The 16,209-nt window shown below is 42.1% G+C and carries 11 protein-coding genes; 6 read left to right on the top strand and 5 right to left on the bottom strand.

Translation table 11 applies throughout. From position 1 onward, the window contains the following. The first annotated feature begins 56 nt into the window (after window positions 1–56). The 4 genes from uvrA (at window position 57) to ABJH64_RS06910 (ending at window position 5,647) form a co-directional block, all read left to right on the top strand. Window positions 57–2,888: an excinuclease ABC subunit UvrA gene (uvrA, locus tag ABJH64_RS06925; protein WP_348274750.1), complete on the top strand. Its 2,832-nt coding sequence runs from the start codon at window positions 57–59 to the stop codon at window positions 2,886–2,888. Window positions 2,889–2,968: 80 nt separating this feature from the next. After that, window positions 2,969–4,021 carry a histidine kinase gene (locus ABJH64_RS06920; protein ID WP_348274751.1) on the top strand — a complete coding sequence of 351 codons (1,053 nt, stop codon included), beginning with the start codon at window positions 2,969–2,971 and terminating at the stop codon, window positions 4,019–4,021. A gap of 14 nt (window positions 4,022–4,035) precedes the next feature. Beyond that, window positions 4,036–4,770, top strand: a complete 735-nt coding sequence (locus ABJH64_RS06915) for a LytTR family transcriptional regulator DNA-binding domain-containing protein (RefSeq protein ID WP_348274752.1) — start codon at window positions 4,036–4,038, stop codon at window positions 4,768–4,770. Between the two features lie 121 nt (window positions 4,771–4,891). Continuing rightward, on the top strand, window positions 4,892–5,647 hold the full coding sequence (locus ABJH64_RS06910; protein WP_348274753.1) for a LytTR family transcriptional regulator DNA-binding domain-containing protein: 756 nt from the start codon (window positions 4,892–4,894) through the stop codon (window positions 5,645–5,647). Window positions 5,648–5,749: 102 nt separating this feature from the next. Here ABJH64_RS06910 and ABJH64_RS06905 read toward each other — a convergent pair whose 3' ends face one another. Then, window positions 5,750–5,971, bottom strand: coding sequence for a hypothetical protein (locus ABJH64_RS06905; RefSeq protein WP_348274754.1), 222 nt, complete (start codon window positions 5,969–5,971; stop codon window positions 5,750–5,752). Window positions 5,972–6,652: 681 nt separating this feature from the next. Between ABJH64_RS06905 and ABJH64_RS06900 the strand changes: the two genes are divergently transcribed. Further along, complete coding sequence (locus ABJH64_RS06900) at window positions 6,653–6,895, top strand: hypothetical protein (protein WP_348274755.1); 243 nt, start codon at window positions 6,653–6,655, stop codon at window positions 6,893–6,895. A gap of 55 nt (window positions 6,896–6,950) precedes the next feature. Further along, on the top strand, window positions 6,951–7,289 hold the full coding sequence (locus ABJH64_RS06895; protein ID WP_348274756.1) for a hypothetical protein: 339 nt from the start codon (window positions 6,951–6,953) through the stop codon (window positions 7,287–7,289). Window positions 7,290–7,370: 81 nt separating this feature from the next. On the opposite strand, the gene ABJH64_RS06890 is transcribed toward ABJH64_RS06895, so the two are convergent. The 4 genes from ABJH64_RS06890 to ileS form a co-directional block, all read right to left on the bottom strand. Continuing rightward, window positions 7,371–8,717, bottom strand: a complete 1,347-nt coding sequence (locus tag ABJH64_RS06890) for a PhoH family protein (RefSeq protein ID WP_348334596.1) — start codon at window positions 8,715–8,717, stop codon at window positions 7,371–7,373. 180 nt (window positions 8,718–8,897) lie between these two features. Then, window positions 8,898–11,840: an SNF2-related protein gene (locus ABJH64_RS06885; protein ID WP_348299702.1), complete on the bottom strand. Its 2,943-nt coding sequence runs from the start codon at window positions 11,838–11,840 to the stop codon at window positions 8,898–8,900. Window positions 11,841–12,055: 215 nt separating this feature from the next. Continuing rightward, window positions 12,056–12,688: a lipoprotein signal peptidase gene (locus ABJH64_RS06880; RefSeq protein ID WP_348299700.1), complete on the bottom strand. Its 633-nt coding sequence runs from the start codon at window positions 12,686–12,688 to the stop codon at window positions 12,056–12,058. Window positions 12,689–12,704: 16 nt separating this feature from the next. Beyond that, the gene (ileS, locus tag ABJH64_RS06875) at window positions 12,705–16,079 is read right to left on the bottom strand and encodes an isoleucine--tRNA ligase (RefSeq protein WP_348273894.1); all 3,375 of its coding nucleotides are present in this window, start codon (window positions 16,077–16,079) and stop codon (window positions 12,705–12,707) included. Between the last annotated feature and the right edge of the window lie 130 nt (window positions 16,080–16,209).

Raw genomic sequence — 16,209 nt, 5'->3', positions numbered from 1 at the left:
TACCGTGTGCAGATGAAAATCCGTACCTTTGCCGTCTAAAATTGCCAGCCACTAATATGAGTCAAATCACTCCTGCCAAGGAAGAATACATAGAGATTTTTGGAGCCAGAGAGCATAACCTCAAAAACTTAGACCTTAAGATTCCCCGCAACAAGCTAGTGGTAATCACAGGACTAAGTGGTAGTGGAAAGAGTTCACTGGCATTTGACACGATCTATGCCGAGGGCCAACGTCGGTACATGGAATCATTCTCGGCTTACGCCAGATCTTTCCTCGGTGGGATGGAGCGCCCAGATGTGGACAAAATCAACGGTTTGTCGCCTGTGATAGCCATCGAGCAAAAGACTACATCGAAAAATCCACGCTCTACCGTAGGTACCGTGACAGAGATTTATGATTTCATGAGATTGCTTTATGCCAGGGCTGGCGAGGCATATTCTTATTTGACCGGGTCAAAAATGGTTCGACAGACAGAAGATCAGATCATTGACTTGTTGTTCTCTAATTTTTCAAATCAAAAACTCTACATTCTGGCGCCTGTCGTCAAAGGTCGAAAAGGACATTACAGAGAGCTTTTTGAGCAGATAAGAAAAATGGGCTTCTCTAAAGTCAGGGTAGATGGAGTTGTATTGGACATGCAGCCCAAAATGCAAGTAGATCGCTACAAAATCCATGATATAGAAATAGTCATAGATAGGATAGTGGCGGAAGAATCGGATCGTTTTCGTATCACTCAATCCTTGAAGTCTGCCTTACAACATGGCAAGGGCGTACTGATGATTCGTGACGAAAAGGGGGATATTCATCATTTCTCAAAATACCTGATGGATCCGGAGACTGGACTATCTTATGAGGAACCTGCACCGAATACATTTTCTTTCAATAGCCCTTATGGCGCTTGTCCTACCTGTAACGGGCTAGGAATCACAGAGGAAATTACCCGGGAAAGTATCATCCCCGATCCTAAACTCAGTATTACACGTGGTGGAATAGCACCCCTTGGCGAATACCGGGATATCTGGATTTTCAAGAAAATAGAAGCCATCCTGAAGCACTATAAGTGCAGCATGAGTACTCCTATAGAAAAACTACCAGCAGAGGTGGTAGATACCCTGCTTAACGGTGATAAAATAGAAGTAGCAGTAGATTCTGTGAAGCATCCGGGTACCAAATGGCATACGACTTTCGAAGGGATTGTCAATTTTTTGAAAAAATACCAAGAAGGCAGCTCTGACAAAATTCAGGATTGGGTGAGTGAGTTTACCATCTCTCAGACCTGCCCGGATTGTCACGGCTATAGACTCAAACAGGAGGCTCTCCATATCAAACTGGATAATACTCACATCGGCCAATTGGCGATGATGGATATTCGCTCATTGAGCGATTGGTTTGTGGGATTGGAGGATAGACTCTCGGAGAAGCAAAATGTGATTGCAGCAGAAGTGCTGAAGGAGATAAGGAAGAGAATTGGGTTTCTACTCGATATAGGATTGGATTATTTGTCCCTGAACAGACCGCTTCGAACCCTTTCTGGTGGGGAAGCCCAGCGGATCAGGTTGGCCACGCAGATAGGTACACAGCTAGTAGGCGTGCTTTATATTTTGGATGAGCCGAGCATTGGTCTTCATCAGCGGGATAACGAAAAGTTAATTCACGCACTTCAAAGTTTGCGAGACTTGGGCAACTCCGTGTTAGTGGTGGAGCACGACAAAGATATGATGCTGGCATCTGATTATGTGCTAGATATGGGGCCTGGTGCTGGTAGGCATGGAGGGCAGATTGTGACTGAAGGGAAGCCAGCCGATATCCTAAAAACCGATGGCCTGACGGCAAAATACCTAGCAGGAAAAATCGGATTGCCAGTTCCGAAGGTTCGACGAACAGGCAAAGAAAAATCCTTGGTGATAAAAGGTGCTTCAGGAAACAATCTCAAGAATATCAATCTCAATCTTCCTCTTGGAACCTTGATCTGTATTACTGGCGTATCGGGAAGTGGGAAAAGTACTTTGATTCACGAAACACTATACCCTATTCTGAATCAGCATATTTACCATTCTAAGAAAACCCCTATGCCGTACAAAAGCGTAGAGGGGCTGGAGCATTTGGATAAAGTCATAGAAGTGGATCAGTCACCTATTGGTAGAACTCCAAGATCTAATCCCGCTACTTATACCGGTGTTTTCTCGGACATCAGGACGCTTTTCACCGAATTGCCTGAAGCGAAAATCAGAGGCTACAAACCAGGTCGTTTTTCCTTCAATGTAAAGGGAGGTAGATGCGAGGATTGTGAGGGTGCTGGAATGAAACTGATCGAGATGGATTTTCTTCCGGATGTCCACGTTCCCTGTGAAACCTGCAAAGGTAAGCGCTACAATAGGGAGACGCTGGAGATTCGCTACAAAGGAAAATCTATATCTGATGTGCTAGACATGACCGTAGAACAGTCAGTAGAGTTTTTTGATAAGCTCCCAAAAATCCTCAGAAAGATCAAAACCCTCAACGACGTAGGGTTAGGCTACATCACCTTAGGCCAGCACGCTACTACGCTCTCGGGCGGAGAGGCTCAGCGTGTCAAACTAGCCACTGAACTTTCAAAGAAAGACACTGGAAAGACGTTCTATATCTTGGATGAACCTACCACTGGACTTCATTTTCAGGACATAGAATTGCTGATGCTGGTGGTAAATGGCTTAGTGACCAAGGGAAATACAGTCTTGATTATCGAGCATAATATGGATGTGATCAAAATGGCAGATTACATTGTAGATCTGGGTCAAGAAGGTGGAAATAAGGGTGGAACAATTGTAGTTCAGGGAACTCCAGAGAAAGTAGCTGCCACGCCAAGTAGCTACACAGGTAAATTCCTCAAAATGGAATTAAACAACTAAGCCGGGGAATAATCAAGGGTATGCTCCTTTTATCAAAATAAGAAAGAGGAGAGAATCGGGTTAGTTATCTTTGAGCGATAATGAACAGAACTAGGCTGTATTGGTTGCTACAAATATTCGGATGGGGTGGATTCGCCTTAGTGAGTATTTTCTTGGCCAATCTTTCTCAGGGTGTTTCTGCCGTTCAGATCTGGGCATTTATTGTATTGGCGGCGACTAACTTGATTTCCACGCATTTTTTACGCTATGTAATCAAGAAGTACAATTGGTTTAAGCTGAGCATTGGCCAGCTTTTTTTTCAATCGTTTCTTTCTATTCTAGCACTTTCATTAGCCAACTTTGTCGCTCAAATCCTAATAAATGTAGCTTTTGGGACATTAAATCCGACTGAGGATTTCAAGATTTTAGTTATCCTGGCTAATATTTTTCAAGCCATTCTATTGTATGCCCTGTGGTTTGTCATGTATTTCTTGGTTCATTTTTTGGATAATTATAACACTACCCTGAAGTACGAAGCAAAGATCAATGAGATCCGCCTAAATCACCTCAAGAGCCAACTCAACCCGCATTTTATCTTCAATGCATTAAATAGTGTCAGGGCATTGGTAGATGAGGATCCAAACAAAGCTAAAACCGCCATCACTAGAATATCCAACATGTTGAGGTTTTCTCTGATGATGGATAAGAAACAAACCATTGATTTTGGAGATGAGCTAAATACCGTAAAAGATTACTTAGAGCTAGAGACCATACGATTTGAAGAGCGGCTACAGGTTGTCTATCAAATTGAGGATGAGTCGTATAGCTATAAAATTCCTCCGATGATGCTTCAGACCATAGTAGAAAATGGTGTAAAACATGGAGTTTCAAACCTGGTCAAAGGCGGTACCATCGAGATCAAGTGTAGGGAGGGCCTGCACGATGATTTGTATATTCAAGTGAAAAATAGTGGCCAACTTACCCATCAGCCCTCATTGAATTCTGATGAAGAACAAGGCCATGGTCTGAGCAATACCGTGCAAAGACTTAAGCTAATTTATGGAGGTAAAGCAAGCTTCCGTATCTTCAACTCCGGGAACCAATTCGTAATCACAGAAATTAAAATCCCGAAACAAAAAGTTACATTCGAATAACCAACTCAACAAACATGCGAGCCATAGTAATTGATGATGAAAGATTAGCACGCAAGGAGCTAATCACCCTCTTAAATCAGCTAGAAAGTGTAGAAGTGGTAGGTGAAGCGGTAAACGTGGATGATGCCAAAGAAAAGATTGAGCAACTTAACCCTGATGTTATTTTTCTGGACATCCAAATGCCCGAAAAAACAGGCTTCGAACTTCTAGAAGAATTGGACAACGTCCCACATGTAATTTTCACTACTGCCTATGATGAGTACGCACTCAAGGCATTTCAAGTGAACGCGTTAGATTACCTTTTGAAACCAATCGAGCCTAAGCGTCTGGAAGAGTCAATCAGCAAGCTTCAGGGAAAAATTGATGGGTTTGCCAAAAGCGAAGAGACTCCTTCCCCACATGGCCAGAAGAAGCTTACACTTGAAGATCAGGTTTTCGTCAAAGATGGAGATAGATGCTGGTTTGTAAGGCTTTCCAACGTTCGGTTGTTTGAGTCTGATGGCAACTACATCAAAGTCTATTTTGACAATTTCAAACCAATGATTCATAAGTCACTGAATGCCCTGGATGAACGATTGGATGAGAAATCGTTCTTTAGGGCAAGTAGAAAACACATCATTAATCTCGGCTGGGTAGAAGGGATTGAGCCTTGGTTCAATGGAGGTTTAGTAGTCACTCTCAAAGGCGGAGATAGAATTGAAGTTAGCCGCAGACAAGCCGCAAGATTTAAAGAAATGATGAGTCTGTAGTTTTTCATAACCAGAAAAAAGCATTTGATTTCAGCGAAAAAATAGGTAACTAGTAAGTAAATAGACTAAGCAGTCAGAATTTATTGATTCCACCCCAAAACGCGATATCTGCCAGCTACTTATGAAAGAAGAGAGGATTTTAATCGTCGAAGACGACATCAGCATTGCAGAAAATATTCAGGAAATATTAGAACTCTTGGGGTATGTCAATACTGATATTGCAAATTCAGCGAACCAATGCATTAAAATCATAAAGAAATATCGGCCTGATTTGATATTTATGGATATCAAGCTCAAAGGCGATAAGGATGGAATCGAGCTAGGCGAGATCGTGAAGCAAATGGTAGATGCACCTTTGGTCTATGTGACCTCTTATTCAGACCCGACCATTATAGAAAGAGCAAAGCGGATAAATCCGGCGGGATTCATCGTGAAGCCTTTCAATACCAATGACATTCATGCTATTGTAGAGATTGTTCTTTACAACAAGCGGACTAAGCCAGTCGCCGAAACGGTCGCGGTTAGCGTTACCAACGACAGTCCTTTTCTAGTAAGCGACGCTGTATTTATAAAAGCAGACAACGCGTTCGAGCGAGTTCGTTACGAGGATATTTACTACGTGGAAGCCAATGGAAATATGGTTACCATCTTCACCAAAAAGAGAGATTACAACATTCGGAAGTCAATGAAAGAAATTGAAGAAATTCTTCCTTCGCAATATTTTCTTCGAGTGCAAAAATCATTTATTGTCCATTTGGGACAAATAGAAAGTTTCAATACGAAAGAAATTACTCTTCACTCTGGAGCAGTTATACAGGTAGGAAGACAATATTACAATAGTTTCCTAGCCAAACTTAGTACCATCACAGAAAGCTAAAAAACAAAAAGGCGGGTTATTACCCGCCTCTTTAGCTTAACTAAACATTCAACCAAATTAACCCTTTCGAGGGTGCTCGAGGGGAATTCCCCTATTAGCTTGTCAAAGCATCGAAGTTTCGTTGCTTATTTTTTTGAATTCCAGTGATGCATCTCCATTCGAATAGCCTGGAGAGTCGGTAGTATTAGCTGGTATAATATATTCTATCACTGCAGTCTGCTTGGTAAGACTCGTCTCTACTTTAGCTTTCCAAACAATAGTCATTGCCATTACAAAGCCCAAGGCAGCACAAATATTTTTCTGGGTAATAAGGGAAGTAATCATGGCAGTAAGAAGTTGGTTTAGTTTCTATACCTGCTATAGGCCAAAAAGAGGCCCAAAATTGTAAAGTGCTAACAATCAAGGTATTAATTAGACGAGAGGCCAGTTTCATGTACGCTCGTGAACACCTGAAATCCAGAGATGGACAATAATTTTAAAGGCATGGGGTTACAAATCAATTGAGAAATTTTGATTTAATGGTCAAAAATAGTTGGTAAAAACCGTATAAGGTGTTGATTTACTGAATTTTACAACAACCTTATTGAAATTTATTTCAATAAGGTTGTTTTGCTTTATGGAAAAGTCAAAAAAAAAGGTGTTGGGCATGTGGCTTTCTGGACTCAATCAAGTGGGGAAGGCAAGGCGGCAAGCAGCGATATAAATGCAAAAACTGCGGGATTCTTTTTACTGGTTCGAATCCATCGTTGTCCTTGTCTTCGCAGGAGTATTTTTTGCTCCTACAACTGCTGATGCTATAATGTTCGGCAAAGAATGTGAAACAGTGGTTTCTGGTGGAGGAGAGTCATGTGTAACCACTCGTACAATATGTAAACAGCGGTTTTTTAGGATTACTGTGGGAACGAGTATAGGTGGTGCTACATTTTCAGATTGTACAATGTAATTCAATTATATTAAGAGAGAGGAGGCAGTTGACCTGTCTCTTCTTAAATTTAATAATCATCTATGATCAAATTTTCAACCCTCGTTTTCTTAACGACTTTTTTGAGTTTGAAAGTGTGGTGCCAAGAGGCTGAGGTAATCGAATTGGAACAAGTAGAAGTTATTCCCACTGATGAGCTTTTGGTATATTCTAATTTTACAAAGAGACATAGAGAAAACAGCGCAAAAGTATTAGGCCCTAATGGAAAAATGAAGGAAGCCACTGTGATTGGTTTAGAAATCAACTATAAAGCTGGATGGACTTGAGCTATTTTTTGAATATGACTGGGCTGTAGATTCATCAAGCTTTTATGTACAACCTGTGCTAAGTAGAGAAGTAAATGGATTTCCTGAAGCTAACTATAAGGATTTTCCCGAGAAATATCTAGTTTCAGCTAAGCTAGGTAATCGACTTTTTATTGATTTATCTTCAAAAAATATTGAAATGAATCCTGATGAGCGAATTTATCTAGGGATTAAGTTCCTAGAAAATATCAATCCTGAAATTCACAATGTCTTCAATATTACATTTGTAAGTGGGAAGATTGAAGAATACACTTATATTCTTTACTCTGATGGTCGGAAACCTTCAGTACTCATGGAACCAGGCAAATATTCAGCTGGAATGAAGTATTCTGTGGTGTATAAGCAAAAAGATTGAAAAGTAATTTAATCCTCTATCTAGTTAGAATATAAATCAAAAAAGCTCCAATCGGAGCTTTTTTGATTTAAAGATGAATAATTAGAGAAGTTCATTCGCCAGATTCGCCAACTCTGATCTTTCTCCTTTCTCTAGCTTGATATGTGCATAGAGGGGATGATCTTTGACGCGATCGATTAGATAAGACAATCCATTCGACTGGGAATCTAAGTACGGAGTATCAATCTGAAATACATCTCCAGTGAAGATGATCTTCGTGTTTTCTCCAGCTCTGGAAATAATCGTCTTAATCTCATGAGGAGTCAAGTTCTGTGCTTCATCCACGATAAAGAAGATATTGGAAAGCGAACGACCTCTGATATAGGCTAAAGGTTGTATCACCAGCTTCTCCTGATTGACTAGCTCGGTGATCTTCTGGAACTCCTTATCCGTCTCTTTGTATTGATTTTGGATAAACTTCAGGTTGTCCCAAAGTGGCTCCATGTAGGGATTCAGCTTGGATTTGATATCACCAGGTAAATAACCGATGTCCTTATTACTCAATGGCACGATCGGTCTAGCCAGGAAGATCTGCTTGTACTCTCTTCTTTGCTCCAAAGCTCCGGCTAAAGCCAGCAGTGTTTTACCCGTACCTGCAACTCCTTGAATTGAAACTAATCTAATGTTGGGATTCGTAATGGCATGTAATGCAAAGGTCTGCTCTGCATTCTTCGGTTTGATATTATAGGCAAGCTTCTTATCCACTCGCTCCAATACATCCTGGTCAGAATTGTAATAGGCTAATACAGAGTTCTTATCGCTTTTGATGATGTAGTACGCATTGGATAGTCTTTTTTTGTTGCCCAAAATTGTCTTGGCATCTATGCTGCCCCGCTCATAGAGGGTGTTAATATGTGTCGGGTCTATATTGTCAAGAAAGTATTTGCCGGTATTTTCGAGCTCATTGATGTTTTTGATCTTGCCTGTCTCGTAATCTTCCGCAAAGAGGTCTAGGGATTTAGCTTTTAGCCGTAGATTGATATCCTTGCTGACCAAGATTACTTTTCTGCCCTTCTCATTCTGCTTGAGATGAAGCGCACAATTCAAGATTTTATGGTCGTTTTTTTCCTCCCCAAAAATCTCATTGGCGTTCATCTTGTTTTCTGGGTTCATCAGCACCCTAAAATTCCCCTTGGTCTTGCCGTTCAGAGGAGTCCACTCGTGGATCATTTGATCCTGAGAAAGTTTATCCAATAGTCGGATGAATTCCCGGGCCTCAAAATTCTTGGTGTCGTTGCCTTTCTTGAATTGATCAAGTTCCTCCAGCACTGTGATCGGGATGACCACATCGTGCTCGGCAAAATTCATAATGGAGTTGTGTGCATAGAGGATCACCGAAGTATCCAGCACAAAGATTTTCCGATCTTTATCGGATTTGGCTCTAGGCATGCGCAGGTAGTGTAGTGGTACGTGGTGATTTAATTTAGAAAAATATTCGGGCTATTGACAAGGTTTCTAGGAGAATTTATGGTTAAGTAAATGTGACCTTTGTCTATTCGATTGACTATCAATTCAATAAAAAAAGGGCAGAGTTTATCGTTCTGCCCTTTTCGTAAAAATCTGAATTTTTTATTCCAATAGTGCTGCTATATCGTCTTGTCCCAAGCTCTTCATAAAGCTTTCTTCGGTATTGATGAGCTCGCCTGCGAGGGCAAGCTTTCTATTTTGCAAGGCCATAATTTTCTCTTCTACCGATCCTCGGGTGATGAATTTGTAGATGATGACCTTATTCTCCTGACCGATTCTATGCGCTCTATCTATCGCCTGAGCCTCCACAGCAGGATTCCACCATGGATCAAGCAAGAATACATATTCAGCTTTGGTCAGGTTGAGACCTACGCCACCAGCTTTGAGGGAGATTAAGAAAACCTTGATATCTTCATTTTCTTGAAATTTCTCCACCTGCGCTTGCCGGTCTTTTGTAGAGCCATCGAGGTAAGCATAAGGGATTCCTTGCTCTTCCAAGTACTCCTTCACAATAGCTAAGTGCCTTACGAACTGACTGAACACAAGTACTTTGTGCCCTTCGGAAATCGTGGACTGAAGCATATAGGTCACGTCCTCCAGCTTGCCGGATTCCCCTTCGTAGTCATCCCGAACTAGCTTTGGATGGTTTGCAATCTGTCGAAGTTGGGTCAAGCCACGTAGCAATGTAAACTGCTGATTGTTTCTACCAGTACTCTGAATGTCAGTAATGATCTTCTCGCGATAATAGCTTTTCACTTCGTCGTAAACTTCCTCTTGAGAGGCCGTCATGGCCGAATATTTCACGTTGGTGATCTTCTCTGGTAGGTCCGTAGCCACCTGTGTTTTCAGTCTTCTGAGGATAAAAGGCTTGATCATCGCATGAAGCTTGGCAGATTTTTCTACATCTCCCTGCTTTTCTATTGGAAGCAAAAACTGTTTTTTGAAGGTATTCTGATTGCCCAATAATCCTGGGTTGATAAAGTTCATCTGTGACCAGAGATCCATGGTGCTATTTTCTACAGGAGTACCAGTCAAGATCAGTTTCTGCTTGCTTTTCAGCTGGTTTACAGCTGCAGCGATATTACTTCCCGGGTTTTTGATAGCCTGGGATTCATCCAATATAATGTAATTGAAATAGAAGCCTTTGAGCACTTCTACATCTAATCGCGTGATTCCATAAGAAGTGAGTACCAAATCATACTCACCAAATCTCCAAGGATCTTTGATACGCTGCGTTCCGGAATAAACCAGGATTTTTAATTCTGGAGTAAATTTCTTGGCCTCAAGCTCCCAGTTGTAAATCAATGAAGTAGGCATCACGAGCAATGAAGTCAGCCCAGGATTTTCCTCCATTTCATGAGCGAGCAAGGCCAGCGTCTGCACGGTTTTTCCCAGACCCATATCATCCGCTAGGCACCCTCCAAACTTAAATTCATTCAGAAATCTAAGCCAATTGTATCCTGCATGCTGATACGGACGAAGCGTTCCCTCAAAATTAGCCGGTAAAGCATATTCCTCTATCGAGCTAAAATCTCTTAGCCTTTCTAATTTTCTGCTCAAGGTCACCTGTACCAGATTCCCTACCTCCATCTCCCTGGCTAGCGCGAGGTGATGCTTGCGCAGTACCATCACGTTGTCATCGCCTCGGTCTTCCATGAAGTTGAAAAGCTCGGAGTAATTCACAAACCAAGAAGCTGGAATCACCGCGATCTCACCGTTTGGAAGTTCAAACTCACTTTTCCCCTGAAGCAAAATCTTCCTCAGCTTCGCAAAAGGAACTAAGTAAATCCCAAATTTGATCAGTGCCTTGACATCAAACCAGTCAATATTTTCATTGACTTCTATAGAAATCTGGGCTTTCCCGATGTTATAAACTTTACCTTTTGGATTAGGCTTTTGGACGATCTTGATTTTCTCTATATCTAGGAAGTCTTCATTTTCACCTATCCACTCAAAAGCCTCCGTCTTTGGCAGCGCGTCTTTACCCATTTTAAACTCCAACCCTTTATCCCTAAGCATCTTGAGATAGGCTTTTTCCTTTTGGGTGCTGCGGATAGTTTTATAGAACGTGTAGTGATCATCGCCTTCCTCAAGTCTCACCGATGCTCCATGCTGTTCAGAGCTGGGGGTCTGTACCGGGAAGTCAATCGAGCCATATTTGAATCGAAGTTCAAAAACGATTTTATCTTCCTCCAGCTTTTCACCCTCTTCTCCAAAGAGATTTTTCCCGGATCCCGCGGTAGCCAAATCAGTGATGTATATAAATACCTCAGGCGTGCCGCGCTCTATATTAATATCAAATCCTACAGCTTCTACATCAAACTGAGAGATCAAATTGGCCATAAAACCTCGGTAATAGCTAGGCTCAATTCGCTTGTCTATGACTATGAATTTCTTGTTCAAAAAAGCCTTAAGCTTCTTCCCATCTATTCCTTTTTCAAAGTGAAAGAGATTTCCATCCACGACCAGCCAACCCGGATCATTGCTGATGAAATAGCCATTTTTGTACTGCCAGTCTAGCTTTTGAGATTTGAATTTGATCGTTGGCCAGTAATGGGTGTTTTCTTCGTTTTTGTGAAAGTGAAACAGCACACTAGCACGCTCTGCATTTACTTTTATTTCTTTCCAAACAGGGTAGCCATCGCTTCCCATTTCGAAAAGGCGCTTGCCAATGAGCAAGGGCATAATCTTCGAGCGCTTCTTTTCTATTACTACTTCTATTGCCTCCTGCGTTTTCTTGTCTTCCGTTTTCGGGTCAAAAATCTTAGCCAAATATTGTTTAGGACGAATATTTCCGCGCTTAATAAATGGCTTCACCACCACCTCAGGATTCATTGAATCCATGATTTTGATCAAATCATAATCCGTCTTATCCATTCCAGAATCAAACTCACTTGCATTAGCAGAACTTATATTTTGGAAGGCTAAAGAAAGTCTTCCTTGAGAATCAAGCTGTACTACAAAGGATTCTATCAGAAGGCCTAGGTATTCGTGGCTGTAAATTGAATAAACTAACTGAAAAGGCTTATCAGCATCAACTATCATATATATTTTCAGAATGACAAAACTTTCGGCTCGGGGTTAAGCAAAAGAAAGCAAAGTCGGGGTTAGATATCCCAAAAAAGGGAAAAGCAAGTTGAAAATTACAAAAAATACCGCTTAAATCAATCATTTAGGGCAATTTTCTCCTTTCTTAAAAGAAAAGTCCCTGAATTCAGCTGGACTGAACGCAGGGACTTTTGCTTAACTATAGTTATTATTTACTCAGAAATCTCATCTAATTCTTTCTCTTTGGACTGTTTTTGCTCCGCTTCTTTTTCAGGGAAGAATCTACTCTGAAACATCAAAATCATCGCAACACCTATAAATATAGCCGCGTCAGCAACATTGAAAATCGGCCAAAGTGCAGTATAACTTCCACCCCATACTGGCATCCACTCAGGTAAGTATCCTTCCCAAATATCAAAGTAAAACATATCTACTACCTGTCCATGAAACCAGGGTGTTGAGGCATTGTAGGGAGCGTTATTTAACCATACTCCATAGAATACAGAGTCAATTAAATTGCCGATTGCTCCGCCGAGAATCATCGCTATACATACTATATATAGACTTGGTTGTTTCTTCTCAATGATGTGATATAGGTAATACCCAATCCCACACATCGCTACTAGACGGAAGGATGTCAAAAGCAACTTACCATACTCTGACCCCAATTCCATACCGAATGCCATTCCAGGGTTGGTGGTGTAATGCAACTTAAACCAGTCTCCGAAGATGGGGATCTGTCCAGGTGAACCAAAGTCCATCTGAAAATGAACCAACATTTTTACCGCTTGGTCTATTGCGATTACTAGCAAGGCAATGCCGAAATATTTCAGGTATTTATTCATTTTATACGATTTGCTGTTAGGCTTTTTTTACCAATACAGCGAGTTCAAAATCATCCATGTCCAATACAGACGCACCTTCCAAATCTGAGGAAAGCTCTAGTTTCAACGCTTGTACTTCAGTTTGGATATATTCCCCAAAAGATCCCAGTGCATTTTTCACCAACTCATTATCATCAGCGATTTTGATGTTAATCTTATCTTGCACTTCGAGACCCATGTCTTTTCGCAGATTCTGGATACGGTTTACAAGATCTCTTGCTACACCTTCCTGCTTCAGGTCGTCGGAAAGTGTCACATCAAGCGCTACGGTCACGCCCTGATCAGAAGCCACTGACCAGCCAGGGATATCTTCTGAGGAGATCAATACTTCCTCTAAATTCAGCTCGAAGCCTTCGCCTTCCAGATCGACCAGAATCTTTCCATTTCTCTCAATTTCAGCGATTTCAGCTTGTCCCCAGTTATTAATAGCTGCTACGACAAAGCGCATTTTTGGGCCTAGTTTTTTGCCAAGAACAGGGAGGTTTGGCTTCACATTTTTCACCAAGATACCGGAAGCATCATCTATGAACTCAATATCTTTAATATTTACCTCAGACTTGATCAGTTCTTCCAAATGCAAAATCTGAGCTTTGGTTTTCTCCTTCAAAATTGGAATCAGAATACGCTGCAAAGGCTGACGAACTTTCATTTTCTCCTTCTTTCTCAGCGAGTGAACCAAAGAAGAAATAGTCTGCGAAAGCTCCATGCTTTCTTCCAGATCTTTGTTGATCAAACTAGTATCCGCTGCTACCCAATCCGTCAAATGCACAGAGGCTTTGGCATCAGATCCTGATTCAGTCAGGTTTTGGTACAACCAATCAGAATAGAATGGCGCAAATGAAGACATCAGCTGAGACAGGGTAAGCAATGATTCGTACAAAGTCTCGTATGCTGCCTGCTTATCCGCATTCATATCGCCTCTCCAGAATCGTTTTCTCGCCAGTCGCACGTACCAGTTGGAAAGCTGATCCACGGTGAAGCTCATGATCGCACGGGTAGCTTTAGTAGCATCGTAAGTATCCATCGCTTCTTCCACTTCAGCGATTAAGGACTGAAGCTTGGAAACGATCCACTGATCTAGCTCAGCACGCTTTGCGACTGGAATCGCTTTGGATTTGTCATAGACAAAAGCATCCAGATTTGCGTAGAGCGCAAAGAAATTATAGGTGTTCTGAAGTGTGCCAAAGAAGCGACGCTGCACTTCAGTGACTCCATCCAGATTGAATTTCAGGTTGTCCCATGGATTGGCATTGCTGAGCATGTACCAACGCACCGCATCTGGACCGTATTCTTTCATCGTTTTGAAAGGATCTACTGCGTTGCCTAGGCGTTTGGACATTTTGTTGCCGTTTTTGTCCAGCACAAGTCCGTTAGCAATGACATTTTTGAAAGCCACGCTATCAAATAGCATTACGGAAATCGCATGCAGTGTGAAGAACCAACCACGTGTCTGATCCACTCCTTCTGCAATGTAATCCGCTGGATAATTGGCGTTGAAAATGTCCTCATTTTCGAATGGATAATGCCACTGCGCATACGGCATCGCACCAGAATCAAACCATACGTCGATCAAATCTGATTCACGAACCATCTTTTCACCGGTAGAAGAAACCAAGATCACATCATCCACATACGGACGGTGAAGATCCAATTCTTTGCCTTCATAGGGTGATTTCTCCATAAAGCCTTTGGCGATTGATTCCTCAATTGCTTTTTCTAGCTCAGCGATAGATCCTATGCAACGCTCTTCGCTTCCATCCTCCGTTCTCCAGATCGGAAGTGGTGTGCCCCAGAATCTTGATCTACTCAAGTTCCAGTCCACCAAGTTCTCCAGCCAATTGCCAAAGCGACCCGTTCCAGTAGCTTCAGGCTTCCAGTTGATCGTCTTGTTAAGCTCTACTAATCTATCCTTGTAAGCGGTGGTTTTGATAAACCAGCTATCCATCGGATAGTAAAGTACCGGCTTGTCAGTTCTCCAGCAATGTGGGTAGCTGTGCTCGTATTTCTCAACCTTAAAGGCTTTATTTTCATTCTTCAGGATGATCGAGATGATCACATCGGTACTCTTAAAGTCCGCAGCGTCCTCATCATCTTCTGTGTAGTTTTTCACATAGAAATCATCCGCACCATATACCTTATGGGAAGTGATTCCATGTTCAGCTACTTTTTCTACCAGGAACTCACCCACTAGCGTGATGAATTTACCCTGCTTATCTACAATCGGAAGATCCTTTCCTTGCTCATCTTTTACGAAGACACCAGGCACGTTATTTTGTGCCAAAGTTCTAAAGTCATCCGCACCGAAAGCTTTTGCCAGGTGAACGATGCCTGTACCATCTTCGGTAGTCACATAATCACCAGAAATCACCGTAAAAGCTGGATGAGCAAGCTCCAGACCTGCTATCGGAAACAATTGCTCATATTCCCAACCCAGCATGGTTTTTCCTTTGAATTCCTCCATTACTTCGAAAGGAATCAATTTGTCACCAGCTTTGTAGTCTTCCAGCTTCAGCTCCGCAGCTTTAGGGTTTAGGTAGGCGTTCATTCTGGCTTTCGCCAAAATCACCATGCAAGCATCGTAGGTATATGGATTGAAAGTCTTCACTTTCACATAATCCAGATTCTCGCCTATTGCCAAAGCTGAGTTGGCAGGCAAAGTCCATGGAGTAGTCGTCCAAGCCAGGATATAGGTGTTTTCGGCACCTTTCAGCTTAAACTGAGCGGTGATGGAAGTGTCTTTGACATCCTTGTAGGTTCCAGGTTGGTTCAATTCGTGCGAACTCAAACCTGTTCCTGCAGCGGGAGAATACGGCTGAATGGTATAGCCTTTGTAAATCAGCTCTTTCTCGTAAAGCTTCTTCAGCAAGCTCCATACTGACTCGATGTACTTCGGCTCAAAAGTGATGTAAGGATCATCCAAATCCACCCAATAGCCGATTTTCTCAGTCATGTCATCCCACTGATCCTTGAATCGCATGACCGTCTCGCGACACTTTTGGTTGTATTCTTCTACAGAAATCTTCTTTCCGATATCTTCCTTAGTGATACCCAATTCCTTCTCCACCTGTAGCTCCACAGGCAAGCCGTGCGTATCCCAACCGCCTTTTCGCTTCACTTGGAAGCCTTGGAGGGTTTTGTATCTACAGAAAACATCCTTGATTGCACGTGCCATCACATGGTGAATTCCCGGAGTTCCATTTGCCGAAGGCGGACCCTCGAAAAAAGTAAATGTCTCCGCACCGTCACGGTTGGCTACTGATTGCTCGAAAATCTGGTTTTCTTTCCAGTACTTCAATACAGATTCCCCGATTTCGGGATAATCCACTTGTTTAAATTCCTGATATGTCTTCACTGTATCCTTTCTTAAGGGCAAGTAGGTGATAATTTATTTTTGGGCGTGCCCCCGTCTGAAAAAGCCGGGGTCGGGCTATCCGCTATATCCCGTCCCGATTACATCGGGTAGCGGGATGCCGCTTCTATCC

The sequence above is a fragment of the Algoriphagus sp. genome (genome assembly GCF_039969895.1).
Taxonomy (GTDB): Bacteria; Bacteroidota; Bacteroidia; order Cytophagales; family Cyclobacteriaceae; genus Algoriphagus.
Note: the sequence above shows the minus strand (reverse complement) of the source record. Positions and strands in the feature narration are given on the sequence as shown.

What these genes read in the sequence shown, in the direction of transcription:
- uvrA (WP_348274750.1), top strand. Translation starts at nt 57, where the DNA reads ATGAGTCAAATCACTCCTGCCAAGGAAGAATACATAGAGATTTTTGGA.
- ABJH64_RS06920 (WP_348274751.1), top strand. Translation starts at nt 2,969, where the DNA reads ATGAACAGAACTAGGCTGTATTGGTTGCTACAAATATTCGGATGGGGT.
- ABJH64_RS06915 (WP_348274752.1), top strand. Translation starts at nt 4,036, where the DNA reads ATGCGAGCCATAGTAATTGATGATGAAAGATTAGCACGCAAGGAGCTA.
- ABJH64_RS06910 (WP_348274753.1), top strand. Translation starts at nt 4,892, where the DNA reads ATGAAAGAAGAGAGGATTTTAATCGTCGAAGACGACATCAGCATTGCA.
- ABJH64_RS06905 (WP_348274754.1), bottom strand. Translation starts at nt 5,971, where the DNA reads ATGATTACTTCCCTTATTACCCAGAAAAATATTTGTGCTGCCTTGGGC.
- ABJH64_RS06900 (WP_348274755.1), top strand. Translation starts at nt 6,653, where the DNA reads ATGATCAAATTTTCAACCCTCGTTTTCTTAACGACTTTTTTGAGTTTG.
- ABJH64_RS06890 (WP_348334596.1), bottom strand. Translation starts at nt 8,717, where the DNA reads ATGCCTAGAGCCAAATCCGATAAAGATCGGAAAATCTTTGTGCTGGAT.
- ABJH64_RS06885 (WP_348299702.1), bottom strand. Translation starts at nt 11,840, where the DNA reads ATGATAGTTGATGCTGATAAGCCTTTTCAGTTAGTTTATTCAATTTAC.
- ABJH64_RS06880 (WP_348299700.1), bottom strand. Translation starts at nt 12,688, where the DNA reads ATGAATAAATACCTGAAATATTTCGGCATTGCCTTGCTAGTAATCGCA.